The following is a 24,067-nucleotide window of genomic DNA, read 5'->3' on the forward strand; positions in this document are numbered from 1 at the left end:
ACGGCCAATTTGTCAAGCAGGAGAATAGCCGCTGCGTGATTATTACCAAAATCGGGCTTAACCGCGGCTAACGCCGTGCGGCTGATCTGGTTTCTGGTGCTTTCCAAGTGGAAAAAAACAATAACGGACCAGGACTCTTTTTGTTGCGAATATCTCATTTCATGTTGTACTCCACCGCATTACAGCCATTGAATCTGGCGAATGCTAACAATTTGGATTCCATTTTTTTCTGTAATAAATGCCGATCTACGTTTTTTTCGTAGTGACTGGAGTGAATCATCAGCCGTTGATTGGTTCGATCTGCTTTGCAATCGATCCGGGCGACAAATCGGCTGCCCTGGAGAACAGGCAGAGAAAAATATCCATACTTTCTTTTTGTCGCCGGAACATAGCATTCAATTTTATAATCAAAATCAAATAAGGTGATTAGCTTATTCCTTTGAATGACCAAATTATCAAACGGTGACAAGATGTGTATTTTTTGGCTGCCCCTGGGGATGCTCTCCAGTGATTGTTTGAGGGCAAAATAAGTCTGTTCAACTCCTTCAACAGAGACTTGAGATATTTCGTCATCAGCTACCATTTGGTCGAGGGTTGTCAAAACGGTTGTTTTGGTGCGAGACTTGCGCATGTAGGCAATTTCGCTTACAGCGGCTAAGCCATGATGCTGAAGCGTTCGTTGAATCAGGTATCGGGCATATTCGGTTTCGCTCGGTAGAGTGGTATCAACAGTACCAGGAATCACATTCTCCGGGAGATCGTATACTTTCTGGAATCCCTCACGACGAGTGATTTCCAACTTGCCTTCAAGAAAAAGTCGCTCTAATGCTTTTTTGGCTGGTTTCCAATCCCACCATCCCGATTTCCCCTTCTTTGTCATCTCAAAGTCTTTTGATCGAAGTGGACCTTCTTTGCGTATCCTGGTTAAAACCTGTTTCATCATTTTCAGGTCTTTGGGATACCAGGACGTCTCGCGTTTCTGAAATTCTCGTTTCAGTGGTAGAGAATACCGGTAGTCTTTCATAGGCAGGTAAGAGGCAGCATGACTCCAGTACTCAAACGCGTCTCGTGATTCAATGAGCTGGTCCAGGTCAACTGGATTGTATGTTTGATTTCGACTCCAAAACACATGATGATGGGCACGTTCCACGACAGAGATCGTATCAATCTGAACGTACCCCAGATGCTCTATGATTTCCACGGGATCTAAAGCTGGTCCTGTCAGCTTCTGACTCGCCACCATCAAACGCTGTGCAGACTTCAATGGCAATTCGATGGTTTTCATCCCTGTGATTTTTATTGAACCTAAAAGCATAAATGATCGACACAAACAGACTATGTTAAATCTGTACCTGCCTAAGCATAGTAAAATAGCGCATGATATATCAACGTGAGCGTAGAAAACGATGTGTGAAACCTCAAGTAAAGGGAACCTGAAAGGGGGCTAACTCCGTCTTCAATTCCCAGCTTGACACATTCACCGTTGGACAAGCCAACGGTGCCACAGACAGTGAACGAAACCGATCGCCGTCAGATCAGTTCTCGAATCGGTTCCTGGCGTTCTATCAGATATTGGGGACGGCCATTGTTGTCCGGGATTGTGGTGGTGGCAGTATCAATGCCCAGGTTGTGATAGAGCGTGGCGAAGACCTCCTGCATATGCACGGGGCGGTCGACTGCTGCTTCGGCCCATTTATCCGTCGAGCCGATCACCTGCCCGGCTGGCATTCCGCCCCCCGCCAGCAGCCCCGCATGCACGCGCGACCAATGATCGCGACCGGCTTTGTCATTGATCTTGGGAGTCCGTCCAAACTCGCCCCACACGATGACCGTCACGTCCTGATCCAGGCCGCGTTCGTGCAGATCTTCGACCAGCGCAGCCACGCCCTGATCCAGCAACGGAATCACTTTGCGTCCTCTACCAAAGTTATCGCTGTGGTAATCAAAATCAGCGAAACTGCAGGTCACCATCCGGGCCCCTGCTTCCACAGCACGCCGCGCCTGTAGAAACCGGGACATCAGCGCCTGATATCCCATCTTGGGATCAAAGCCGAGCACTTTGGGATCGTCGATTCCGTACCGCGCCCGCACTTTCGGGTCGACTTTCTCCAGGTCCAACGCTTCCACCAGCCGGGAGGAAGTCAATACTCCTAAAGCCTGTTCGGTAAAGTTATCGCTGGTCTCGGAGACCAGTTTCTGATCGACCTTTCGCCGGAACGTATCGAGTTTCTCCAGCAGACTGGTACGCTCGTGCAAGCGGACTGTGGAAATCTGATTCAGGGTCATATTGCTCATCACCTCGCCATCAGGGCGAAACGGTGAATATGCCATCCCCAGGAAACCAGGGCCTTTGATGTTGTAGGGGTCATGAGCCATCTTTTGCGACAGATCGATATAAGGGGGCACGGAAGGATCGACGGCCCCCTGCAGTTTGGAAAGGGCCGAACCCATTGACGGCCAGCCCCCTTGCGGTTTCGGATCCCGAAATTGATGGCCGGTGCAGCATTGAAAGGAATCGTGTCGGCCTTCCGAACCGACCAGGGAACGAATGATGGAGAACTTGTCCATCATTCCCGCCACGCGGGGCATCAACTCGCTGATTTCGATGCCGGGCACATTGGTCGCAATGGGTTGAAACTCACCTCGAATCTCGGCGGGCGCTGTGGGCTTCAAGTCGAACATGTCCTGATGCGGCGGGCCCCCATTCAGGAAGATCATGATCACCGCTTTGTGAGACTGAGGCCGTTGGGTCTGCTGCTTTGCCTGCAGCAATTGAGGCAATGTTAAGCCCCCCATCGCCAGCCCGCCAATCTGAATGAAAGAGCGGCGGGAGATACGATCACAGAATTTCGTGGCGCGACCTTCAATTCTCAGCATGATGCATGTTCCAGAAAACCAGGAATAATGAAACCCACACTCCGTTGAATGTCCTACATAATACAAAGACCATGCATAAAAAGATACCGATATTTACAGTTTGAGCTGAACCGGAATCCACTCCGTTTTCAGCATTCCACTCAGTTTCTGATCTTTCTCCTGCCTGGCGAATGGTGCTGAAAATCCAGAGTAACCTAAAAGAGGGGCGATTCTGCGACGAAGAACAAAATACGTTCCGGCTCCGAAGCAATGGTAGAACTAGCTACCAGTCAATGCTTTCCATATTTTTTTCAAGTCGATAGACATTCCCATAAAGCTTGGTTTCAGTTCTGTTGCGTCCAACGTACTTACAAGCCGCGATCCTTTAGGACTCGGTAAGGGTTCATGAAAAGCGGCTGCTATAGATCGAATCGCAAGAGTTAATTGTTCTTGATAGCGATCAGAACCTTTCTGAATGAACTGTGAATTCAAAATTAAATCTTCTTCCTGCGGTTTCATCTTTATGATGCCAACGAAAATAATCGGAGTATTGCTAAAAACATCAATCGTGCGTATTCGTTTCGCTAACCTCAATCCCGCTTTCGATGGATCGGGATGCCCCGTATCATCAACTTCAGTTAACTTCACCTGATCTTCTTTAGTTAACTGTTCCAGGTCATGCGGTGCAAATTTGCGAACCATCATATCAAAAATAAAAAAGTGTGGACGAAACTCTCTTAAGTCTGATTCGATCACCTCAGAGATGCTAAACTCGGAATCGAAGTATCTTATGTCTGCATCGGGTGCGACCTTCCAGAGAATTTCTTCAGCAAGATATTCAGCTTGTATCGGGTCATCTTCCATCATCACAACCCTTAAAGGAGCCGAGATGGGTATAGGATTAGCAACCATATTATGCTCTTCACAAAAATGGATTGATTCACTTAAAAAAGTCTTCGAGAAATAACAACTTCTTCTTTTATAACAGAAATTGTATTGAATATGTCACAAATTAAATATAGAGATGAATCAGCTACTTCGTTTTATATGCGTCTTCCAATCCAAGGGGTCGAGCCACTCCCTCAGATTCCATCCCAGATTGGTACTTCCAGAAACTCGGACAGCGTCCTCGCATCTTCGTGAATCTGATCCAACTTGCCGTGATCGACGACATTTGTCCGCACGCCCTCTGTGGAAACGAGATTCATTTCGTAGCTAAAATATGAACTTTTATTACCACTGACATACTCCGAAATCAGCTGAATCGCATGGATCTCCTTAAACGGCATCAACAACTCGTTGGTGGTAGCATACATCAATTCGTCAGTCGGAATCCTGCCTGTCCAGAAACACTCGTACTGCTTATCAAACACCACGGGTTTCGTGCCGAAATAAAACATCAGGCCACCAGCCAGCGTGAAGATCAGTCCTACCGCCCCCAGGCCAATCACATCCTCAGTAAAGACTGTGCCGCTCTCGATGACAAGAAAAATAGAGGCAACCAACAGCCCCAGTCCGATCATCAGGAAGATCAGATAAAATGCGATTGCCCCCCACGCGGAACGGAATTCATAACGCAGCGGCGAGACCTGTACCAGCTTCCGCGTACAGAAGCTCGCCCCACCCCCTTTGAGCGGCGACCATTCCGTTTTCAGTGCCACGGGATCGTCCAAAGTCGCCGGATCAAAGTGCTCACTGTCTGCTGTGGTTAGGTTTTTTATTTGGTCGATCAGCTTACGAAACATGGACTGCACGCCTTTATTAAACGCGATTTGAGTTGAAAGATGCCGGACTCCAGGTCCCTTCAAGCCAGCGGAACAAAATCGTATTCACCGATGCCTTGCAACACGAGAAACGTGGTCGAGGATGTGGCGGCATTGGTGACCAGGTGGGGGCGACGGGGCCGCACCGAATAGGTCTCGCCCGCGTTCAAAGTAATTTCTTCCTGCGGATCTTGCAGATAGATCTTGAGTACGCTTTCGATCACGTAAAACGTATCCTGAATCTGGCTGTGATAATGCCAGGGCACATTTTGCGTAGGGGATATCTGCAGTTCAATAATGCGGAAGCCGGGGCGCTGGGCATGATACTCTGTCCGCTCAACTTCATACAGGTGACTGGCATCTTTCAGCGGTTCAGGTTCATCCGTCATCCTGTGTTCCTTTCTATTAGAGGGCCAACCGAAACCATTGAATGAGAATCGTAAATCACTTCATCTCACGAAAAAAGGCCGAGATCGTAGAACAATTCATACCGTGTCGGATCGTCGGGAAGGATCCAGTGCAATCCTTCCTGGCAAAAGATACTGATGGTATTCGCCAGAATCACGGCTCCCATCAAACCAACGATCGCTTTCGAGGGCCAATTGAATTCAAGCGGTGATTCCGAAACCAATTCCCGTGCAAACATCAGATTCAGCCCGCTATCGATGAGCACGACCATGAAGACTACCAATGCCCATGTATATAAATGCAGGCCGAGTACCGGATCGCCGTAGCCGGGATCGGGGGGCACAATGTGAATCAGAATCTGTCGTGTCGAGATCGCCGCACCGCAAACCGCGCCCAGGATACTCATGCCGTAACCCGCGGCGAAATCATTCAGCGACAACACGCCGGCTCTTGACTGCAGGATCACATATGTCGATCCCAGGGCACACAACATCATCGCCAGGCGTTGCAGAATACAGAGCGGGCAGGGAATTTCGTGTTCGATCAACTGAATACTGAAGGCGCCCAGCAGGACCAGACAGACCACCAGCACATTGAAGTGAGCGATCCAGAAACCAAGGTGTTTCTTCATAGCAACGCTCCGGTCAGAAGTTGAGTTCCAGCGAATTCGACGCATGACACAAGAACAGGAGATAGGTCGCGACCAGAGAGGTCAGAAACAGGGAATAAACGAGCCAGCGTTTCCGGATCCACATCGCCAGAAAGATCAACAGGATCAGCAGGAAGATCAGCGTATCCAAATGAAATGCTCTCCCGATCAATCGGAATGGTTGTGCAACATGGGATTCAGAAAGTAGATCGATCTCATGCGACTTGTATTAAACGAGCCGGATACTATCACAGAATCACAAAGTAGGACAAGTTGAAGTTCCACAGACACTTGCAACACCTTGGAACTCTGCGAACGGGTGCGATTAAAGGTTTGTTTGACGAATCTACACCGGTAATTGGTTCACTGCTCGATTCTATATAGATTCACTCGTAGATTTGGCCACAAAATAAAAAGTCTTTGAAATGATCCCATGTCACCGTAGGCATTTCAAATGTTGGATTTGGCAGATCCTCAGGATTGGCAGATTGGATTGAACCATCTTCGGCTAATACTCCGACTTGACCGGGAACATATTGGCGACCAGTATCATCGCCGGGTTCCCAGCCGCCAAATGATCCAGCCATGGCACATTCGAGATACCCTAGAGGATCAAAATTGTACCATGGAGAGTTCCGCGGGGCACTGACACCAAAGTATCGTAGTTCATTCTCTAGCGTCCCGCATTCGTCCATCTCCCGAAGATCGACAATTTGACGAACCACTGTTGCGTACCAACCGGCATAGCCATCGTCCTCGTGCGGTAGTTCGTCATATTGGGCACGCCAAACGTCGTCAAATTCTGCGGGCTTGTATGTGAAACCGCATACGATCAGTTCGTAGAATTCAGCCAATGTGAGCGACTCGCGTTCGCTGAATTCGCCCGACCGATTGAGAACTGCGAGAAGATACGTTTCGAGAGAACGACCGCAATTTGAGTACTGCTTCGACAGGTCTTCGATTGCCAGGTAGAGATCACGATTTGTTTGAAGTTTTGGGTACATGTTTATGTTTTATCAAACCATTTGTTCGTCTTCGAGAATTGTCTGAATCTGGCGTCCTCGTTCTATCGTGGCGGCAGTGCCCGCCGACGATCGTCCGAATTCCATCTTTTGTCGCATATGTCTGATTTGTTTATCTGAAATCACGTCTTTAAGTATGTGGACTACTGATCCATTCCAATGCTCGATCGTCCAGACACCCGCAGTGTACTGCGATATCTTCGTGATTCCGTCCAGAAACAGGTACCATCGTTCGTTTCCAATCATCACACCGAGACCGTTCTCCTCGATTGTGATGTCCATATCCCGTCGTGCATGCAAAACAATATCAAACAGCCCGACGACAAGACCGCGAAAAAGCAGTAATAGTCCGAACGCCAGGAAACCAAAGGTAAGCGTCCCACGCCACTCGAGTGCGATTGCCTCACCAATGAATCGTACGATGAAGAAGGATTCAAGAAGAACGAAGAAAGGGACGAATGCCGGCCCCCAAATCTTGAGATGCGGGATCAGCCTTTGGCGTCGAGTCAGCGAATATCGAATTGGCTGTTCAGTTTCCATGGGAGCATCCTCAATTCACGTCAGAAATTGTGATCCACCTGCACACCCTTGTTCAGATGCAGTATAACAGCAGAAACTCACCGTTCAAGAACTCCCTGGATTACGTTGAAAAACAGACCACGAAAAAAACAGACGGGGGATCGCGAAAGACATCAGGAGATGGCAGTGCTACCGGTATCGTCATAATGACCTCCTGCTCGCTGCGCTCGGACCGAATTGCATTCGGTCCCACCCGGTTCTCAGGAAAGCTTCACTGGCCCCATTCAGAGTTTGACCGTTTATTGTTCCCCATCAGGCGGGCCGACACATGGATCGGCCCCTTGTATCTGCTCTTGACTGTCTAGAGTTCTTTGTTTTGATAGGCAGATAAAGCCAATGTTTCCCGCCTTTAAAGGCGGGAAACATTGGTGGCGAGTGTCAGATCGTGTCGGCCCCTGGTCTTAAAGACCGAGTTGTAGCTGGATCGCCACTCGCTTCTCATGCCTTAACCCGTACAGTCGCCAGAGCGGTGCACCACCACCAGCTCGTATTTGCAAGGAAGGGCCTTAGCATGCATCAGCTTAACACAGAAGACGTTGGGATTGATATTTCAAAAGCCAAGTTTGATGTCAGTTTCCCAGATCGTTCCAAGTCCGTTGTTTACAAGAACACACCAGCCGGGAGAAAAAAGTTAATCGCCACACTCATGAAGCTTCAGCCAATTCGAGTTTGTCTGGAAGCAACCGGCGGCTGGGAAAACAGGCTGGTTGCCTGTCTGCACCAGCACAAGTTTCCGGTTTCTGTCGTCAATCCCCGACTGATCCGGGACTTTGCCCGAGCGAAGAATCAACTGGCCAAAACCGATGAGATTGACGCGCGCATCATCAGGGAATATGCCGAGGTGATGGACCCACGGCTCACTCCACCTTTAACAGAGGCCCAGCAGAAAATGCGTGAATTTACTTCTCGCCGGGAACAGACCAGCAAGATGATCATCCAGGAAAAGAACCGTCTGGAGACCATTGTGGACCAGGACGTCATCAAGATGATTGAACAATCCATTGCTTTCCACAAAGAACAGCTCAGGCTGATCGAGAAGGAACTGAAGGCACTGATTGACGCCGACGAGGAGTCCCGTAAACGTTCGAAAATCCTGCAATCGGTACCAGGCATCGCCAGTATCACGGCAACTCTGCTCATCTCAGATCTGCCGGAACTGGGGAGCCTGAATCGAAAGCAGATCTCACGGTTAGTCGGTGTCGCACCCACGAACCGCGACAGCGGAACCATGAGGGGAAGACGGACGATTGGCGGCGGACGAGTCCGGATCCGGAACGGATTATACATGCCCACCGTAGTGGCCTTGAGGCACAACCCGATCATCAGTGCGTTCTATAAACGGCTCGTCAAAAACGGAAAACCGAAAATGGTCGCACTCGTGGCTGCCATGCGCAAACTGCTCATCATTCTCAACACCATGGTCAAAGAAGGAAAACAATGGGAGGCAAACGTGAGAAATTCCTGAATTTTTAAGACAGTCGCTACATTACCAGAACCTGTTCGCATTCACTCTGGAGATTGAAACCCGAACTGATTTCCTTCATTTGAAAGTCTCGGATATGCACCGCATAATGGAGTAAGACCGGCACGTACAGCGCAAAATACAACCATGCCAAAAGAATACGAAAGGCGTAGCAACGATGACCACGAATCAAACCCCCTGGGAAGTCATTGTCATCGGTTCCGGCATGGGAGGGATGGTGGCGGCCGCCGCCCTCTCGCGGCTGGGGCATAGAGTGCTGCTACTGGAACAATACGATTCCCTCGGCGGACAGACTCACACGTTTTCTCGCGATGGTTTCTCATGGACCGCCGGGATTCACTATCTTGGCTGTATGGGACCGGATCAACGGGAGAAAGCCATTCTCGACTGGCTGGCGGACTTCCCCATTGAACTGGCATCGATGGGAACGATCTACGACACACTGCACATGGGTGACACTCCCTCAATCTCACTGTCTCGACCGACCGCAGCTCAAAGGCTCGATTTGCAGGAACGCTTTCCCAATGAAGGCGATGCCATCGACGCCTGGTTTCACGCGATCCAACAAGGCCAGGAGGCGCTGACCAACCTCACCCGGGCGCGGGCGATGCCGGCGGCGATTGGTGCTGTGCTGAAATGGTGGAATCGCCGGTCGATCAAACGCTGGTGTGAACGCACCACCGCGGAAGTCGTCAATGACCTGACTGACAATCCAGAACTGGCGGCGGTTTTTTCCGCACAGTGGGGCACGTTCGGTGGCCGACCCGGCACAGCCAGTTTCGCTTATCACGCGGCGGTCATCGGGTCCTATCTGGAGAACGGCGGTTTCTATCCCAAAGGCGGGGGCTCCGCGATCGCAGAACATCTGCTGAAGACGATCACATCAGCGGGGGGCGAGGCACGGGCGAGCGTCACCGTTGAGTCATTGCGCATGGAAAACGGTCGTGTCGTCGGCGTCTTAACATCGGATGGCGAAACAATCGATGCGGACAAGGTCATTTCCGATATCGGCGCACGGGAGACGGTGGACCGACTGCTGCCGAACGATCACGGCCAGCAAGCTTGGGTAGATTCGATCCGTTCCCTCGGCTCCAACATCTGTCATTTTACACTGTTCCTCGGATTCTCTGGCGACATCGAAGCAGCCGGGGCCACGAAGTCGAATCATTGGCTTTATCCGACAGGCGAAACAGACGCCGTCTGGACCGACGTTTCCGGCGTCCCGCCTGCGATGTTCGTCTCGTTCGCTTCGTTGAAAGACCCCGCACACGATCCGGGCCCCGATCAAAAACATGCGGGAGAAATCGTTGCCTGGGCAGACTGGTCGACTGTTGAGCGTTGGGCCACACTCCCACCGGACCAACGTGGTGATGACTATCAGGATTTCAAACAGCAGGTCGAGGCAGCATTGTTTGCGCAGTTCCAGAAGTATTTTCCCCGACTCGCGGAACTGGTCGTCTTTCGCGAAGTCGCGACGCCACTGGCAACGGCATTCATCACCGGTCATACAAAAGGCGCTTTCTACGGTCTCGACGTCACGCCGCAGCGCGTGATGTCAGAAGCACTCCGCATGCAGACGCCGCTCAAAGGACTCTACCTGACCGGACAGGACGTCTTCTCCCCCGGCATTCCCGGCGCACTGTGGGGCGGTCTACTGTGCGCCACGAGCATTGACCCCAAAATGGTCCCGCATCTAGGTGGATAGTGATTAAAGAAGCAGATTAAAGGGGATAGTCGCTTGGACAAGTTTTCTTTTTCATTAAAGCCAGCCGGAATGGCTTATTAGCCGAAAGGCGTTAGCCCCGGATCTGGCTTCCGATTCATTCCCGCCTCGTTACATAATGGCACGACCGGTGAACTGGACGCCGAATTCCCACAAATCGTTATGGACCTGACGCCGACGGACAATCTTGCTTTGCAGATAGATCCGATCTTTCTTGTCCTGCCCCAGTCCCACGATGATGTTTTCTGATCGCAGGTTTTTGGAATGAATAAAACTCAAACCGCTGCGAGATAAATTCCGAGCGGTGACGACCACCATCTCCAGGACATCATCATCCCCTCCATGCAGTTCTGATCGGGGAATGTACAGACTCACCAGCTGACGATAATCCGTACGTTCTTCGCCGCGTTTCTGAGCACAGTGCCCTTCCAGCCGACTACTCCAGTTGTCAAGAATATCCAACGTCTCTTGAATGACTTTATGCATTCGTAGCATCCTCGCATGATCGACTCAACATAGTAGCGCATGACTCTCACTCCCCGCAGGCCCGTAGGGAGGGATAAGCCTTACGGGAAAATTACGTCGAAAAGCGACAGCGTCAACCAGATTTCGCAAAGAGAAGGCAAGCAGACACCGCATGGCCTGCAGCAGGAACCGGATGAACCAATCGCGACAATCGGACTGGTGATGAGGATTAGGTAAACTGCCCGGCGCTCAGTTTAAGCCAGCCCCGATTGGAGAGATGCCGCATGCTTTCCATGAAAACACAAAATTTCAGAAATGCGAGTGATCATCCAAAGCAAGCCTGAAAAATCACGAACCGAGAACCGACCACTTTTTCGCATCATTTCAATGAACCGTTTCGTATACTGGCTTGTCAAATCTCAAATGGATATGGTGTTTGTGCGCGTGAACTACATGTTCTGTTGAAAAGTGAAAATGATGTCTGAATCAATCGATCACAACAAAATAGTCGTCCTGACTGGTGCCGGAGTCAGTGCAGAGAGTGGGTTGCCCACATTCAGAGATATGAATGGTCTTTGGAACAAATATTCCATCACCGAAGTTGCTTCACCAGAAGCATGGGAATCGAATCCTCAACTGGTTTTAGATTTCTATAACGAGCGTCGAAAAAAAGCCGTCGCAGCTTCCCCCAACGTAGCGCACAAAGCAATTGCAGAATTAGAAAAGAAATATGATGTGGTCGTGATTACACAAAATGTGGATGACTTACACGAACGAGGTGGATCATCAAGTGTGATTCATGTTCACGGGGAGTTAGTAAAAGCCCGCAGTACGACTGATTCATCACTGATCTATGAAATTGGCGGTAACGAAATTAAACTGGGAGATGTTTGCGAGAAAGGTGCTCAATTAAGACCCCATATCGTCTGGTTTGGGGAAGCAATCCATAACTATGAGATATCCGCAAAGCATATCAAAAATGCTGGGAAAGTTCTGGTAATTGGAACTTCACTCACAGTATACCCGGCAGCTGGATTGCTAAACGAGGCAAACTATCATGCGGAAAAGATATTAGTAAGTCTGGATGTCGAGGATGTGCCATATGGTTTTCATTGGATGAAAGGCACAGCGGTAGACCACGTGCCGCTAATTGTAAACTGTTGGTTGGAAGGTAAAAAGGTAACATAACCATTGCTTCGACTTTGACTCGTTTGGAAAAAAAGAAGGGGCAACACCCCCGCCACGTTCATCCAAGCGAAAAAAATATCTCGCTTCCCTGTTAGCAAGTCTTCGATCAATCGAGTATCATTTGCGTCGAACATAATTCGTTCGTGTTCATTACAATCTTGGCGTAGGAAATCCCTTTTCATGCTCTCGAACAAAACAATTCGTCTCAGCCTGTTCCTGTTACTCACCTGCCTGACGACATCCCCCGTCTCTGCGGATGAAAAACAATACGCGCCGATGCCGTGGCATCTGGTGGATCTGTGGTGGGATGTGGGTGAGGAAACCGCGTTCGAGAGTTACAGCATTGATGTCACCATCAGTGAGGATGTACCTGCGACGAGCTATCTTTATATCGCGCCGATTGGGATCGGGCATCTCAGCAATACTCCCTTTTATGGCGGGATTCAGACGCAGACGGACGGCTACACGCGGGACAACAGACAACTCCGCAAGATTGGTCCCGGCCTGTTGATGTCGATGTGGGGCGAACGGAGTCACGCGGCGATTCGTCCCGCACAGGGGGGCTTCTACCAGAGCTCCGGGCATGAGGGGGATTTTGTCAGCATCCGCCGTCCCTATCAATGGAGCAAGGGAACCTTTACCTACAAAATCATTCGCATGGACCAGGAGATCATCGCAGGCAAACCGTATACGTGGGTCGGTGCGTTCGTGTATTCGCACAGTAAGGACGAAAACATTTTCATTGGCGCCCTGCGATTCAAAGGAGACCAGTTGAAACTCTCGCCCAAAATCGCCAGCTTTGTCGAAGTCTACGGCCCGCGCAAGCCGGTCGCTGAGATTCCTCAGCTGACGGTGACGTTTGGCAATCTACAGGTGAATGGGAAAGCTGCGAAGATCAAGTCGGTCGAAGCGATCTACCCTCCAGGAGTACCGGATTATGCTGAGGCGAAGGGCAAACAGAAATCGGTGGTGATCCAGGTGGGCGAACCGGTGAAAGATCGCACGACACGGCGGGTGAAGCTGAAGCTGGATTGAAATTAACTTTGATCAGAGGCAACCACTCCTTCACTGTTGGCAAGCCAACAGTGCCACACCAGATTTTTTCTACCACGAAAAACACGAAACGACACGAAAAATCAACGGGGCGGGGCTCGAATGCAATTTGTGAGTGCGGCAGGCAGCAGGAGGTCACAGAGCCCCTATACCACTAAAACACATCCCACTCCAAAGTAGGGGTCGACCCATGTGTCGGCCCGCCTCGCGAATGACGAACCCAAATCATTCTCCCGACGGAACCAGTAAAACCATCCGTACGTCAATAACACGAGGGGACATGTGAGCCTCCCTAAAAGTGTTACCCATGTGTCCGAGAAATAGCTTGCTCAATGGTGCTGTTTCGAGTTGCCCATATCCAACAGTGGAGCAACTCAACGAGAAGAAAGTTCCTACTCCGACTTAGGTTTGACTCGTTTGAATTCGACCAGAATCGATCCATCGTCGGGCGTCGACATGAACTCGGTAGGCCGCTTTGTACCGGCGGGGGCGAAGCACAGCTTACGAGTGTTCTCCTGCAGTTCGTAGATTCCCAGGTATTTTTTCCCCTGGTCCCCTCCTGTGGTCGGTTTGATATCGATGGCTTTAGGATTTTTGGCAGGGTCAATAGAAGTGGTGCCTCTGACGATCTCGTTCCCCTCGGAGCGCAGACTCCACTTCCCATCAGGCCCGTTCACAACGGTCAGTTTTCTGGCATCCTCGTCTGCAGACTTGTTACCGTTGATCACAAGAGTCACGATCCGCCACGTTCCTTCGATCTGCTTATGATACTTCCTCACCTCTTCATTTTTGGCATCGTCGGCGGAAGCCGTTTCCGACATCGTCAAGACCAGTGCCAAAACACCGACAAACATCAATCCGAGATCAGCGCGTCTCATGAGATTCCCCCACGTAAAACAGTTGCGACAGGCAGTTACCACACTTGACATGACTCTCGATCATAACCAACCGGTAAGTCAACGACAACTTTTTTTCTTACAGCGACGACAACGAACGCGTAGATGAGAATGGGGCAGACCCAATATTGTCATGTCCCAATTCACTCGCCCGATCATCATCAAACATTAAAGAACAAGTAACGTGACAGTCAGTCGAATGAAGCAGTCGTTTTCCCAAGCTTCAGTGCAATTCCGGCGAGGAACAAGACTGGTATTATTAAATAGTCCATGACAATATGTTCCCATGATGAAAATATGGCATCTTTATTCTCAAGAATTCGAATTTTATCTTTCAGATATTGTTTGTCTTTTTTCAAACTGTCCAAAGCGTTTTGAGACTCCTGCTTTGCTATCAGCAGACCACCAATAATATCATTATTGCTTCCATCCATTTTCGTGGTCTGCTTCTCGGGTCTCCGGGGGAAGTTTCTTTCGGCCTCCCTCGTCCACTGCTCCTGGCTAATATTGTTGACCGCTTCGCGAGCTGCCTTAGCTCTCTCTTCGGCTTTCGGTATTTCTGCATCTATTTCCTTTAAGCGTTTCTCTATCACCTCTTTACCCATCATCGAATCAACATAATCAATAATGTCACTTGTAATATGACGTGAGCCAACAAAGAGAACGACGCCGATGATCAAATAGTAAAAGTAATCCGTATATTTAAAAAACAGCCCCTTATGTTTCCACCTGCTGATCGCGATCACTTGAAACATGAGGAACCATGCAGCGAGAAGTATGCTGATCCACCAAAGATGTGGATACAAATACAACGCAAGAATGAGGGAAACAATGATGAATGCGACCATAATTTTCCCTGGATTCATTGATACTCTCCATTCATGAGCGTAAAGGGGACAGCCTTCGACATCTTCAATCCAATAGTTTCTGCAGATAGGTCACATCCAGCATTTTACCGAATTTGTTTCCGACTTCCTTAAATGTGCCCACGACCTCGAAGCCGAAACTTTCATTTAAATGCAGGCTGGCCTCACTTCCCTCTGCTACGCCCGCGATGAGGGTGTGAAAACCCAGTCGGCGGGCTTCTTCGATAATCGACTGCTTCAGCTGACGTCCGATCCCTTTTCCTCGCTGGTCCGCTTTGACATAAAACGACGTTTCCGCCGTACGGTCGTAGGCCCGACGGGGCCGCCAGCGGGAAAGAGAGGCCCAGCCCGCTATGCGTCCCTCCACTTCCGCCACCAGGATCGGAAATCGTTCGTCATGACTCTCGAACCACTCAAGCCGCTCCTCGCGCGTTTTCGGCTCCAGATCAAAGGTCGCCGTTGTCGTTAAGATGGCTTCGTTGTAAATGGCGGTCATCTCATCCAGATCAGACAACTCCGCCGGCCGGATCTTCATCGTCGTAATGCCTTTTGGGAATAGGAATCATTTCTAACAGTACAGGAAGGTAGTTCGCCGCTGAGGGTCTCTGGTATTAATGACATCAGTCATCAGAAAACAGTTCGGAACGCGAGCAAATTCGTCAAACGAGATGAAGTAATTATTTCCGTAGGGGCAGTGCCTGTGTGCCTGCCCGCCTGGCGACGTTCATTTTTAGATCGCCCCAGAATGGAATCGGAAAAAACGTCGTACACAAAAACACAAACAACATCGATATCACGGGTAGCCACATAGGGCTAACCTACTTTTTGCAGGACATATTTCATTCACTTTTGGAAAGCGAATAGGAGTCAGACCCTGATATCGGCCTCGTGCCTGCTAATGCACTTCGCCACAAAAGCGGATGCGGAGATTGTCCAGAACTTCGATGCCCCGAGGCATGAATTCATTCCGTTTGATTCTGCCTTTCGCCTCGATTGCCTTGAGATGGCATGAGACGCCGTTTGTCGATTTGATCCCAAATGTCTGGCCAATTTCCCTTACGGTCGGCGCGCAGCCGGCTTTGAACTGGAAGACGCGGATGAAACTCAGAATCCGCTTTTGTTTTTCCGTTAATCGTTTCATGATCGTGTCTCTTAAAAAGGAGCGTTAATGGGGGCAGACCCGAATGGCACTGCCGCTGTTTTTTGAGTTTGTGTTTGCGCAACGACTCCCGGGTGACGCAGTCACGGTTTTAATTTTCTGATTTTTTGCCAGTTCGCTGGAAATTGTGTTTGGCAAAACCTTTCCTGGCATTATGCTGCGTTCTGGCAAGACCTTCCTTGGGTTGGTGTGGGTAAAACATTTGACCAAGGAAGGTTCTATGCCATTTATATCAGCTTCCCATTCGAATGCAGCATCATTTTCTCTTTTCAAACGTTCGATGATGCAAAATGCTTCGCTTCCGCTATCTGATGTGATTGATGACCAGCGCTGGCAACAAACCTTTGATGAACACGAAATCAATTTTGGTTCCGGCGAGGATGACGTTTACACACCCGCAATCACGCTCTGGGCCTTAATTTCTCAGGTCTTCTTTTCCGGCGAGCAACGCAGCTGTAAAGCGGCCGTGATCCGTGTTGCCAGCCTGTGTGCCGCGCTGGGCCGACGGGTTTGCAGTACGAATACCAGTGCTTATTGTCGGGCGCGACTCAAAATCCCGTTTATCGTCATTCGAGACATTGTCCAACAAATTGCCGCTGATGCGGAAGCGGCCTGTGATCAGAATCGTGTCCAGACCAGAGAGCAGTCGGCGGCACGCCTCAGTCCTTCCAGCATCGCTGATGTGAAATCACGGAGCACCGGCGGTCGCATTCTGCTGGTTGATGGCTTCACCCTCACGGCCGCCGATACTCCCAAGAATCAGCGTGCCTATCCACAGAACCCGACTCAGAAACCGGGGCTCGGGTTCCCCGTTCTACGCTGCGTTTCTCTGATCTCGATGACAACCGGACTGCTGGTGGATCTAGTGAGCGGGCCTTACAGCGGAAAAGGCAGTGGCGAAACGGCCCTGTTCTGGCAAATGCGCGATGCACTCCGACCGGGAGATACCCTGGTGGCAGACTCGTATTACTGCACGTACTGGCTGGTGAGTGCGTGCCGTGCGCGGGGCGTGCAGGTTTTGATGAAGAATCATCACCTGCGTGACGATCATCCCCAGAACGCACGGCGGCTGAGCAAACGGGAGCGACTGGTGACCTGGTCACGACCATTGCAACGTCCTGACTGGATGCCCCGTCAGGAATTCTGGCAACAACCGCTGACGCTCACTCTGCGTCTGGTCGATGTGCAGATCAGTCAGCCGGGGTATCGCGCCAAAACGTTTACGATTGCCACCAGCATCACAGATCGGAAAGCATACCCGGCGCGCTGGATCGCCGCCGTGTATCAGAGCCGCTGGCTGATCGAACTGGATATTCGCAGCATCAAGTGTTCGCTGGGGATGGATATTCTGCGTGCGAAGTCTCCGGACATGGTGCTCACCGAACTCTGGTCGTGCCTGCTGGCGTACAATCTGATTCGGTTCAAAATGCTGCAAAGCAGTCTCTCAACAGACCGTGATCCGCGTTCCCTCTCGTTTGCCACCACGCAACAGATGCTGGCTGCCAGTTGGTTGTTGGGAGCCGTCACGAAGGTCACGGATGAGTTGGTTACACTCGGACAACAGGTTCCCAGCAGCGAACAGGTAGGCCATCGCACCGGCCGAACAGAACCCAGAGCCAATAAACGCCGCACCAAAGTGCTGGCTCTACTGAAGCAACCCAGATGCCATTACCATCAACAACGGAAGGCAATCGTATGAACGCAAACTGTTACGCTACAACAGGCAGTGCCATTCGGGGCAGACCCCGATACGATAATATGTAAACTCACGTCGCGAACAATTGATTTTCCACATCGCGAAACGCTTTGAATTCGAGGGCGTTGCCGCTGGGGTCGAGAAAGAACATCGTGGCCTGCTCTCCCGGCTGTCCCTTAAAGCGAATGTAAGGTTCGATTACGAATTGAATTTCGTTCTCACGTAATGTTTCCGCCAGAGCCTGCCAGCGATCCATCGTGAGGACCACGCCGAAATGCGGGACGGGAACGCCGTGACCATCAACGGGATTGACGTGTGCGGCCACAGATCCTTCCGGACCAATCGCCGGATTCAAGTGACAAACCACCTGATGCCCGAAAAAATTGAAGTCCACCCAGGTCTCGTCACTGCGGCCTTCACTACAGCCAAGCAGACCGCCATAAAAGGCCCGGGCTTCAGCAATGTCACGCACTTGAAATGCAAGGTGAAAAGGATCGAGCTGCATAGTTGATCTCGGCTGTTTGATTGTAAGGAGATGAAAACCTGCTGCATCAATCTAGCATTTACTTGCTGTGCCATCAAGGAGTAGAAAGAAGCGATAGCAAAAAGGGAGTTCCTGCTCTCGTTTTCTATATAATTTGAGGAATGTCGTGATTTTCTCTCTCAATAATTTATGAGACAGGACGAATAAACAATCTAGTCAAATTTCTCAGCATACAGATATTTCTTATACTTCCCTGCATTGTGAAAGATAGATTACTTAGACGGGACAGCTTAACCATGTCAATGATTATCGACTCCCTGCGAGGAGTGGCAGGACTGTTCAAGTATGCGTTGCGCACCTTCTCCCTGACGCTGTTTGCGATTGAGTGTCTCTACGGTCCTCTTCTCACTGCGATTGTTCTCTGGATCGTTATCGCTGAAGACAGCCTGCTTCGCCTGATCCTCGCTCTCTCAATCAATGTCATTTTAGTCATGCTTCTCGGATTGTTCGTTTCGTTTCAATTTACGATGTCGAAGACCGTTTCCCGTTTTTTAGAACGGACTGCCATTGGCCGACGTATCTTTGATGCACTATTTGATCTCGTTCTGGGAATCTCTGATGAATCGCCGGAAGGGCGTTTTTCGGCACCCCAGTCGATGCATGGAATGTCCCTCTCGGAACTGGAAGACAAGCTCAACGCAGCAGGAGATGTGCTGCTTTCACAAAAAGTAGTGGCAGCAACCCTCCCTCGCCTTGCGCTCTGGTTTGCCGGGAAGATTCAGCGAACGCTCGTCTGGGCGACGATTCGAGTCATCATCCGCTCCTGTAGCTCAGAGGGTTCGAACTCATCAATCGATTTACTGATGTTGCGTCAGAATCTCGCCGACGTAATTGATGCAAAAATCGCAGACTATCTGAAACTGCATGCCACGCGTTTGATGATCTCGCTCTTCATCAGCGTTTCACTCCTGGCGATACTACTGGCATACGGCATTCGACAGATCCCGTTTTAAGCCGATTCTGACTCATCGCCCGCCGTTGCTGCGCCCCTCTTTCACGTATTGTTTGAGCAAGGCATGCATTTCTTTGATCTGCTGTGGATGCTTACCGGAAACATCGGTGGTTTCTTCGATGTCTTGATCCAGATCATACAGCGTGAAGGTGACCGGGACATTTTCGTCCAGAACCTCAGCAATCGTTTTCGGGCCGCGGACTGTCAGTTTGAAAGGTCCCTGGCGGAGTGCGAAAGTGCCGTTGTGGTGATTGTGCACGATGGCTTCATGAAACGAGACGGGCCGTGCTTCACCAGTTAACGCCTTGTAGAAACTCTGCCCGTCTTCTGCGGTGTTGTCGTCCAGCTTGACGCTTAACAGCTCTGCCAGTGTGGGCAGGACATCGTTGAAGACAATCGTAGTCGAACACTGTTCGCCCGCCTTGATCGTCGCCGGCCAGCGAACAAGAAAAGGCACCCGGTGTCCCCCCTCTTCGAGGCCCCCCTTCCAGCCGGTACAGGGGCCGTTGCTGTCGTGGCCATAAATTTGTGTATCGCCGCGGACCCAGCGCTGTCGATATCCCTTCGTCCGATCGACGGGGCCATTGTCGCTGGTGAAGATCACCAGCGTGTCCTCTGCAATGCCGAGTTCATCGAGTTTCTTGAGCAGCCTGCCGACGTGGTGATCGAGTTCGACGACGAAATCGCCATACGTGCCGGCGCGGCTTTTGCCGATGAATGGTTCGTTGGGCACAATCGGATTGTGGGGCGTCGTCATCGCATAATACAAAAAGAACGGCTGATCGGGGTGCGTACGAGTCGCCGTTTCGATGAATTCACAGGCCTTGTTTGAAAGCGTCGGCACGAGACGGTCCATCGTATAACCCTCGGCGACGATATTGTCATCCCGGCCAAACCATTCGCCGTGCTTTTTCTTTGCCTGCGCGGAAGTGAGCGTGGGAATCACGGTGACCCGATTATTCTCAATGAACGCCGCCGGGTTCATCTCCGCGGAACCGGCGGTGCCGAACGAGTAGGCAAACCCATAATCTTTCGGCCCCTTCAGTGCGGGCGAAGTAAAGTCAATGTTCTGGAAATTCTGGTAATTAGGATCGACGCGAATCTGTTCCCGCTCACTTTCGTCGTGCAGCTTCCAGTCGAGCCCCTGATGCCATTTGCCGACCAGCGCGGTTTGATAGCCGGCTGTTTCAAGCAAGTCAGCGATCGTCTTGCGTCCCGGCTCAATCAGTGTGCCGGCAAAATTCGCGAGGTTGCCCCCCGACCCCAGCCGGGTCCGCCACATATAACGACCGGTGAGCAAACCGTAGCGGGAGGGAACACAATACGAACCCGCGGCGTGGGCATCAGTAAACACCAGACTCTGCCGCGCCAGCTGATCCAGATGCGGCGTCGGAATCCGGCTCTTGCTATTGAGCGCGGTCACATCGCCATAGCCCATGTCATCGGCGAGAATGATCACCACGTTAGGCCGGTTCGGTTTCTCAGGCGCTGCGGAAAGCTCTGATAGTGACGTCAGGGGCGAGCAACAGATCAGGATCAGTAAGATAATTCGCATGGTATTTTCCTCAGCAGGTCTTCTCTGGCAGGGCGGGATGCGTTTCTAAGTTCTATTTATAAACTACACGGTGAGCAGACCGATTGGAACAGATAGATCTATCACTCTGGCATCATTAATCTCAGGTTCAAGCACTGAATTCTCGTAAATAGACACTCAAGAATGGTTCTTGTGCTAGCAATTATGAAGTGGATTTACGGCTATTTGACGAGATCCATATTACGCATTATTTCATCGACGTCAAAGGAGGATTTGGTATCGAGATTCCAAATTCCATTCCAGCCGAAACGATGCCAGGCGGTTTTATCTTTGACTACGAAATCGATTTCCAGTTTCGACTGATCACGATCCAACACGATATAGCCACTGAGACAATCGAGATTTTTTTTATCTGGAACCAGCGCATTGTCATAAAAAATGGCTGTGGCCGTCGATGTGCTGTAAACATCGCCGCGATACGGAAACCGCATGAGAATACGTGTTAAGCGAACAGCGCCGGAAACATGTTTTTCGCCGTAGAAGAGAAACAGGACGTCCGTTGAATCCTCAGTCTCAGCCAGGGAGACCGCCATTCCGTTTTGAGATCGCAGATCAAGCTCTTTAGGAAGGTCGATTGTCGATGCCGAAAGATGCTGTTTAGGCTCGGCTGCCTGTTCGGGGTCTGAGTTTGTGCCCGTGTTTATGTTCGTCACTTGAGACTGGGGAACTGGCGGCGTGACTGGTTTTGATGCCCCAATAAAGTAGCCGACAACTCCGACGACAACAGTGATGACTAACAGGACGATTGTTTTTGATCTCATCAAAACGAACATTCTAGTCAAAGCGAAAGATCATATGACAACTGGTTCAGAATCATTGAGACCTGCCCTTATGCCAAACTGGATGGAACCACCTGCCTCTTTTTTCGATTAATAACCTTTGCGCGTACATAATCGAACAGGACGAGAAGCAGAAACGCGGCTGCAATACCAATGGCCATCGCTTCATACACAGTAGGCCACCACACTATATCCAAGTTTAGCCTGTAAAAAGTGAAAGAGTAAATCCGTAAAAGTATACGATACGACCCTATTGCTAGAAAGAAAACCACGATACGGATCGCTGAATCAAATAGTGCAACATCCAGTTTGTGAGACCGAGGCGTCAAGCGGCATACCGATTCCCAATATAATGCAGACAATAGTAAGACCGTCATGCTGAAAATGAAATCAAGAAAGTATCCCAACGGTCGGAAATCGTTGTATGGTGTGCGAGTCCACATAAACGACACAATACCTGCCAAAACACAGCCTGCCCCAAGGTACCTCAAATGCCGAGTTCGACGCTTGAATCCTCGCACTTTTTTTCCTTCCACTTTACGGATTTTTCTTGGTAGAGAACACCTAAAGAGGACAGGCCTGAAATCATCCAGACCTGCCCCCTTGATTAGAATACGTCGGATTTACATCACTCCTCTTCCCCAGAGGTCTCCTCCGATATCGGCGGCAGCAAATCGGCTTCTGGCGGCGTCTCTTTTCGGGGCAATAACCACGCATACTCCGGCAGCCAGCGGGCTTTGTGGGCGCTGATCAGGAAGGCGATCAACAAAGCGGCCACCGACCAGACAAAGGCGGTCACCGCTGCGGGGCTGAGGACTTTGGTCGCCAGCCGGAATCCGTACGCCGCACTGGTATAAACTAAGATGCTCGTCGTACCCGTAAAGGAATACCAGAACCAGCGCAGGGACCAGATGCGGGCGATCAACAGACAGCCGACGGCCCACGAAACCACATACGTCAGTCGCCAGAGAAACGGAATTTCGACCGCACGCGTACTCCAGATGACAACCACCGAAACCAGAGGAATCAACAGCGCACTCGCACATTGCAAAACCCGGCTGAAATCATCTTTCATCGTCAGCCCCAGCACCAGTGCCGTGATCCACAACAAATGAAAACAGACTGTGAAACGGTATTCAAACAGAATCGTCTCTGGAATAACAAGCCAGATTCCCAACGTCGCCGCGACGATACCCGCGGTGCAGATTCCCGAGGAACGTTTGCGAAGTCCCAATCCCAGCAGCAAAACTCCATCCAGAAGTAACGGCCAGGGTGTGGGATCGATGAGAGACCCCGAACCCTGTGTCTGGGGGCCGACGATCGCGAAGAGTGCGATTGCGCCCATCCCTGCCCCAACTGCGCCGGGCACACGTCGCACCGCAGCCCAGAGATAAAAGCCCACCAGCAACCAGAGCGTGATCCAGATCGGCGAGCCGATGACATCGGTCACTTTGAAAAGAAAACCCAGGTGGACTCGCCCCGTCGCTGCAGGCATTGCCAGCAACAGTAACAACGGAGAGAAGCGGATCACGCCTGCTTGAAACTTTTGATTCCCCGTCACCAGGCTTCCTTCCAGCAGCAACAGGAGTAAGACGAACCCAAGTGGAATCAAAAAGTAGAAGCCCCACAACGTATCAAACGAAATCATTCGGGGGCCGCTTCCCGATGTAATCCACATCGGCCCGGCAGGACCAAACGTAAGGCACAGTGCAAACGAGCGCAGGGCAACACAAGCGGCGATCACGCCGAAGGCAATCCAGGGAAACAGAGGCCAGCCCCAGGGCGTGCCGTTCCCTTTGACATAACTGACGCCGCCTCGAATCGCGGGCAGCAGACACAAAAACAGAACAGACGCGACGACAGGAAACAGAAACAGCGTCCATTCCAGTGAGGCAGCGGAACGTGGATGCATTTCAGGAGAACACCACCAGGGCGCGAAATAAAACAACGCCAGAAACAGATGATAGGGAATCCGATAACGGGCCCCGAATCGGATACCTGTCCCCCATAGGACGGCTTCAGATACAAGCGCCGAAAACAGAAAGCCGGCAATCATCAGGGTCATTCCCTCTTGGGGGGTGATCCGGGAAAACAGATCATCCATACTGACCGAAACCCCGAGAAACAACAGCAGCAGGATCAGCAGAATCGACCGGGCATCTTCCCAGACTTTGCCCCAACGCACAATCAGCACGCCAATCCCCGCCAGTAACAGGGTATACCCGGCGAGCACTCCCATCATGATCCAGCAGTTGATGGAACCGATCTCAATGGTTCCGTAAGCGGACCGCACGGCGAACAACATCAATACCGCACTAATAACATAGAACGGATTGTGGTTGTAGAGGTAACTAAAGACCGAGCGGTGAGAAGCAGACGCAGACATATCAGC

General features: G+C 50.8%; 24 protein-coding genes. 6 read left to right on the forward strand and 18 right to left on the reverse strand.

Annotated features, from left to right (window positions below; translation table 11 throughout):
• Positions 1-154: 154 nt before the first annotated feature.
• From Enr17x_RS17940 to Enr17x_RS17975, 9 genes are all read right to left on the reverse strand, one after another.
• Entirely contained in the window at positions 155-1,285 is a 1,131-nt protein-coding gene (locus tag Enr17x_RS17940; protein ID WP_198000650.1) for a winged helix-turn-helix domain-containing protein, read from the reverse strand.
• Between the two features lie 245 nt (positions 1,286-1,530).
• Complete coding sequence (locus tag Enr17x_RS17945; protein WP_145311076.1) at positions 1,531-2,877, reverse strand: DUF1501 domain-containing protein; 1,347 nt, start codon at positions 2,875-2,877, stop codon at positions 1,531-1,533.
• A 258-nt stretch (positions 2,878-3,135) separates the two neighbouring features.
• Entirely contained in the window at positions 3,136-3,768 is a 633-nt protein-coding gene (locus tag Enr17x_RS17950) for a hypothetical protein (RefSeq protein ID WP_145311078.1), read from the reverse strand.
• Between the two features lie 170 nt (positions 3,769-3,938).
• A complete protein-coding gene (locus Enr17x_RS17955; protein ID WP_145311080.1) occupies positions 3,939-4,601 on the reverse strand; it encodes a hypothetical protein in 663 nt (220 codons plus the stop codon).
• Between the two features lie 59 nt (positions 4,602-4,660).
• Positions 4,661-5,008 (reverse strand): cupin domain-containing protein, encoded by a 348-nt coding sequence (locus Enr17x_RS17960; RefSeq protein WP_145311081.1) that lies wholly within the window; start codon positions 5,006-5,008, stop codon positions 4,661-4,663.
• Between the two features lie 65 nt (positions 5,009-5,073).
• The gene (locus Enr17x_RS17965; RefSeq protein ID WP_145311083.1) at positions 5,074-5,658 is read right to left on the reverse strand and encodes a disulfide bond formation protein B; all 585 of its coding nucleotides are present in this window, start codon (positions 5,656-5,658) and stop codon (positions 5,074-5,076) included.
• A 13-nt stretch (positions 5,659-5,671) separates the two neighbouring features.
• The gene (locus tag Enr17x_RS29680; RefSeq protein ID WP_198000651.1) at positions 5,672-5,827 is read right to left on the reverse strand and encodes a DUF5993 family protein; all 156 of its coding nucleotides are present in this window, start codon (positions 5,825-5,827) and stop codon (positions 5,672-5,674) included.
• A gap of 235 nt (positions 5,828-6,062) precedes the next feature.
• Positions 6,063-6,680: a hypothetical protein gene (locus Enr17x_RS17970; RefSeq protein ID WP_145311085.1), complete on the reverse strand. Its 618-nt coding sequence runs from the start codon at positions 6,678-6,680 to the stop codon at positions 6,063-6,065.
• A gap of 12 nt (positions 6,681-6,692) precedes the next feature.
• The gene (locus Enr17x_RS17975) at positions 6,693-7,238 is read right to left on the reverse strand and encodes a hypothetical protein (RefSeq protein WP_145311087.1); all 546 of its coding nucleotides are present in this window, start codon (positions 7,236-7,238) and stop codon (positions 6,693-6,695) included.
• 550 nt (positions 7,239-7,788) lie between these two features.
• Here Enr17x_RS17975 and Enr17x_RS17980 point away from each other — a divergent pair.
• Both Enr17x_RS17980 and Enr17x_RS17985 read left to right on the forward strand, forming a co-directional pair.
• Positions 7,789-8,742: an IS110 family RNA-guided transposase gene (locus Enr17x_RS17980; RefSeq protein WP_145306499.1), complete on the forward strand. Its 954-nt coding sequence runs from the start codon at positions 7,789-7,791 to the stop codon at positions 8,740-8,742.
• A 175-nt stretch (positions 8,743-8,917) separates the two neighbouring features.
• Positions 8,918-10,465 (forward strand): phytoene desaturase family protein, encoded by a 1,548-nt coding sequence (locus Enr17x_RS17985; RefSeq protein WP_145311089.1) that lies wholly within the window; start codon positions 8,918-8,920, stop codon positions 10,463-10,465.
• Between the two features lie 129 nt (positions 10,466-10,594).
• Here the strand turns inward: Enr17x_RS17985 and Enr17x_RS17990 are convergent, their stop codons facing one another.
• Positions 10,595-10,969: a PilZ domain-containing protein gene (locus Enr17x_RS17990; protein ID WP_198000652.1), complete on the reverse strand. Its 375-nt coding sequence runs from the start codon at positions 10,967-10,969 to the stop codon at positions 10,595-10,597.
• Between the two features lie 456 nt (positions 10,970-11,425).
• On the opposite strand from Enr17x_RS17990, the gene Enr17x_RS17995 reads away from it, so the two are divergent.
• Both Enr17x_RS17995 and Enr17x_RS18000 read left to right on the forward strand, forming a co-directional pair.
• On the forward strand, positions 11,426-12,136 hold the full coding sequence (locus Enr17x_RS17995) for an SIR2 family NAD-dependent protein deacylase (protein WP_145314061.1): 711 nt from the start codon (positions 11,426-11,428) through the stop codon (positions 12,134-12,136).
• A gap of 180 nt (positions 12,137-12,316) precedes the next feature.
• The gene (locus tag Enr17x_RS18000) at positions 12,317-13,171 is read left to right on the forward strand and encodes a DUF3472 domain-containing protein (RefSeq protein WP_145311093.1); all 855 of its coding nucleotides are present in this window, start codon (positions 12,317-12,319) and stop codon (positions 13,169-13,171) included.
• 410 nt (positions 13,172-13,581) lie between these two features.
• On the opposite strand, the gene Enr17x_RS18005 is transcribed toward Enr17x_RS18000, so the two are convergent.
• The 4 genes from Enr17x_RS18005 to Enr17x_RS18020 form a co-directional block, all read right to left on the reverse strand.
• Positions 13,582-14,067 carry a TIGR03067 domain-containing protein gene (locus Enr17x_RS18005; RefSeq protein ID WP_145311095.1) on the reverse strand — a complete coding sequence of 162 codons (486 nt, stop codon included), beginning with the start codon at positions 14,065-14,067 and terminating at the stop codon, positions 13,582-13,584.
• Between the two features lie 209 nt (positions 14,068-14,276).
• A complete protein-coding gene (locus Enr17x_RS18010; protein WP_145311097.1) occupies positions 14,277-14,951 on the reverse strand; it encodes a hypothetical protein in 675 nt (224 codons plus the stop codon).
• A gap of 46 nt (positions 14,952-14,997) precedes the next feature.
• Complete coding sequence (locus Enr17x_RS18015) at positions 14,998-15,486, reverse strand: GNAT family N-acetyltransferase (RefSeq protein ID WP_232100766.1); 489 nt, start codon at positions 15,484-15,486, stop codon at positions 14,998-15,000.
• A gap of 360 nt (positions 15,487-15,846) precedes the next feature.
• Positions 15,847-16,092 (reverse strand): LexA family protein, encoded by a 246-nt coding sequence (locus Enr17x_RS18020; RefSeq protein ID WP_145311101.1) that lies wholly within the window; start codon positions 16,090-16,092, stop codon positions 15,847-15,849.
• Positions 16,093-16,330: 238 nt separating this feature from the next.
• On the opposite strand from Enr17x_RS18020, the gene Enr17x_RS18025 reads away from it, so the two are divergent.
• Positions 16,331-17,809 carry an IS4 family transposase gene (locus Enr17x_RS18025; protein ID WP_145311103.1) on the forward strand — a complete coding sequence of 493 codons (1,479 nt, stop codon included), beginning with the start codon at positions 16,331-16,333 and terminating at the stop codon, positions 17,807-17,809.
• 67 nt (positions 17,810-17,876) lie between these two features.
• Here Enr17x_RS18025 and Enr17x_RS18030 read toward each other — a convergent pair whose 3' ends face one another.
• On the reverse strand, positions 17,877-18,311 hold the full coding sequence (locus Enr17x_RS18030; protein WP_145311104.1) for a VOC family protein: 435 nt from the start codon (positions 18,309-18,311) through the stop codon (positions 17,877-17,879).
• A gap of 275 nt (positions 18,312-18,586) precedes the next feature.
• On the opposite strand from Enr17x_RS18030, the gene Enr17x_RS18035 reads away from it, so the two are divergent.
• Positions 18,587-19,303 carry a hypothetical protein gene (locus tag Enr17x_RS18035; RefSeq protein WP_145311106.1) on the forward strand — a complete coding sequence of 239 codons (717 nt, stop codon included), beginning with the start codon at positions 18,587-18,589 and terminating at the stop codon, positions 19,301-19,303.
• A gap of 12 nt (positions 19,304-19,315) precedes the next feature.
• On the opposite strand, the gene Enr17x_RS18040 is transcribed toward Enr17x_RS18035, so the two are convergent.
• The 3 genes from Enr17x_RS18040 to Enr17x_RS18050 all read right to left on the reverse strand — a co-directional run bounded on the left by Enr17x_RS18040 (position 19,316) and on the right by Enr17x_RS18050 (position 24,061).
• The gene (locus Enr17x_RS18040; RefSeq protein WP_145311108.1) at positions 19,316-20,857 is read right to left on the reverse strand and encodes a sulfatase family protein; all 1,542 of its coding nucleotides are present in this window, start codon (positions 20,855-20,857) and stop codon (positions 19,316-19,318) included.
• A 200-nt stretch (positions 20,858-21,057) separates the two neighbouring features.
• Positions 21,058-21,657 carry a hypothetical protein gene (locus Enr17x_RS18045; protein ID WP_145311110.1) on the reverse strand — a complete coding sequence of 200 codons (600 nt, stop codon included), beginning with the start codon at positions 21,655-21,657 and terminating at the stop codon, positions 21,058-21,060.
• Between the two features lie 646 nt (positions 21,658-22,303).
• On the reverse strand, positions 22,304-24,061 hold the full coding sequence (locus tag Enr17x_RS18050; protein ID WP_145311112.1) for a hypothetical protein: 1,758 nt from the start codon (positions 24,059-24,061) through the stop codon (positions 22,304-22,306).
• Between the last annotated feature and the right edge of the window lie 6 nt (positions 24,062-24,067).

It is taken from the genome of Gimesia fumaroli (genome assembly GCF_007754425.1).
GTDB lineage: Bacteria > Planctomycetota > Planctomycetia > Planctomycetales > Planctomycetaceae > Gimesia > Gimesia fumaroli.

Excerpts from the sequence above, each read along its gene's own strand:
- Enr17x_RS17950 (WP_145311078.1), bottom strand. The coding sequence starts at position 3,768 with ATGGTTGCTAATCCTATACCCATCTCGGCTCCTTTAAGGGTTGTGATG.
- Enr17x_RS17980 (WP_145306499.1), top strand. The coding sequence starts at position 7,789 with ATGCATCAGCTTAACACAGAAGACGTTGGGATTGATATTTCAAAAGCC.
- Enr17x_RS17960 (WP_145311081.1), bottom strand. The coding sequence starts at position 5,008 with ATGACGGATGAACCTGAACCGCTGAAAGATGCCAGTCACCTGTATGAA.
- Enr17x_RS18050 (WP_145311112.1), bottom strand. The coding sequence starts at position 24,061 with ATGTCTGCGTCTGCTTCTCACCGCTCGGTCTTTAGTTACCTCTACAAC.
- Enr17x_RS17990 (WP_198000652.1), bottom strand. The coding sequence starts at position 10,969 with ATGCATAAAGTCATTCAAGAGACGTTGGATATTCTTGACAACTGGAGT.
- Enr17x_RS18045 (WP_145311110.1), bottom strand. The coding sequence starts at position 21,657 with ATGAGATCAAAAACAATCGTCCTGTTAGTCATCACTGTTGTCGTCGGA.
- Enr17x_RS17975 (WP_145311087.1), bottom strand. The coding sequence starts at position 7,238 with ATGGAAACTGAACAGCCAATTCGATATTCGCTGACTCGACGCCAAAGG.
- Enr17x_RS18015 (WP_232100766.1), bottom strand. The coding sequence starts at position 15,486 with ATGAAGATCCGGCCGGCGGAGTTGTCTGATCTGGATGAGATGACCGCC.
- Enr17x_RS18010 (WP_145311097.1), bottom strand. The coding sequence starts at position 14,951 with ATGAATCCAGGGAAAATTATGGTCGCATTCATCATTGTTTCCCTCATT.
- Enr17x_RS17955 (WP_145311080.1), bottom strand. The coding sequence starts at position 4,601 with ATGTTTCGTAAGCTGATCGACCAAATAAAAAACCTAACCACAGCAGAC.
- Enr17x_RS18020 (WP_145311101.1), bottom strand. The coding sequence starts at position 16,092 with ATGAAACGATTAACGGAAAAACAAAAGCGGATTCTGAGTTTCATCCGC.
- Enr17x_RS17985 (WP_145311089.1), top strand. The coding sequence starts at position 8,918 with ATGACCACGAATCAAACCCCCTGGGAAGTCATTGTCATCGGTTCCGGC.
- Enr17x_RS17940 (WP_198000650.1), bottom strand. The coding sequence starts at position 1,285 with ATGAAAACCATCGAATTGCCATTGAAGTCTGCACAGCGTTTGATGGTG.
- Enr17x_RS17945 (WP_145311076.1), bottom strand. The coding sequence starts at position 2,877 with ATGCTGAGAATTGAAGGTCGCGCCACGAAATTCTGTGATCGTATCTCC.
- Enr17x_RS18005 (WP_145311095.1), bottom strand. The coding sequence starts at position 14,067 with ATGAGACGCGCTGATCTCGGATTGATGTTTGTCGGTGTTTTGGCACTG.
- Enr17x_RS18000 (WP_145311093.1), top strand. The coding sequence starts at position 12,317 with ATGCTCTCGAACAAAACAATTCGTCTCAGCCTGTTCCTGTTACTCACC.
- Enr17x_RS17995 (WP_145314061.1), top strand. The coding sequence starts at position 11,426 with ATGTCTGAATCAATCGATCACAACAAAATAGTCGTCCTGACTGGTGCC.
- Enr17x_RS18030 (WP_145311104.1), bottom strand. The coding sequence starts at position 18,311 with ATGCAGCTCGATCCTTTTCACCTTGCATTTCAAGTGCGTGACATTGCT.
- Enr17x_RS18025 (WP_145311103.1), top strand. The coding sequence starts at position 16,331 with ATGCCATTTATATCAGCTTCCCATTCGAATGCAGCATCATTTTCTCTT.
- Enr17x_RS17965 (WP_145311083.1), bottom strand. The coding sequence starts at position 5,658 with ATGAAGAAACACCTTGGTTTCTGGATCGCTCACTTCAATGTGCTGGTG.
- Enr17x_RS18035 (WP_145311106.1), top strand. The coding sequence starts at position 18,587 with ATGTCAATGATTATCGACTCCCTGCGAGGAGTGGCAGGACTGTTCAAG.
- Enr17x_RS17970 (WP_145311085.1), bottom strand. The coding sequence starts at position 6,680 with ATGTACCCAAAACTTCAAACAAATCGTGATCTCTACCTGGCAATCGAA.
- Enr17x_RS18040 (WP_145311108.1), bottom strand. The coding sequence starts at position 20,857 with ATGCGAATTATCTTACTGATCCTGATCTGTTGCTCGCCCCTGACGTCA.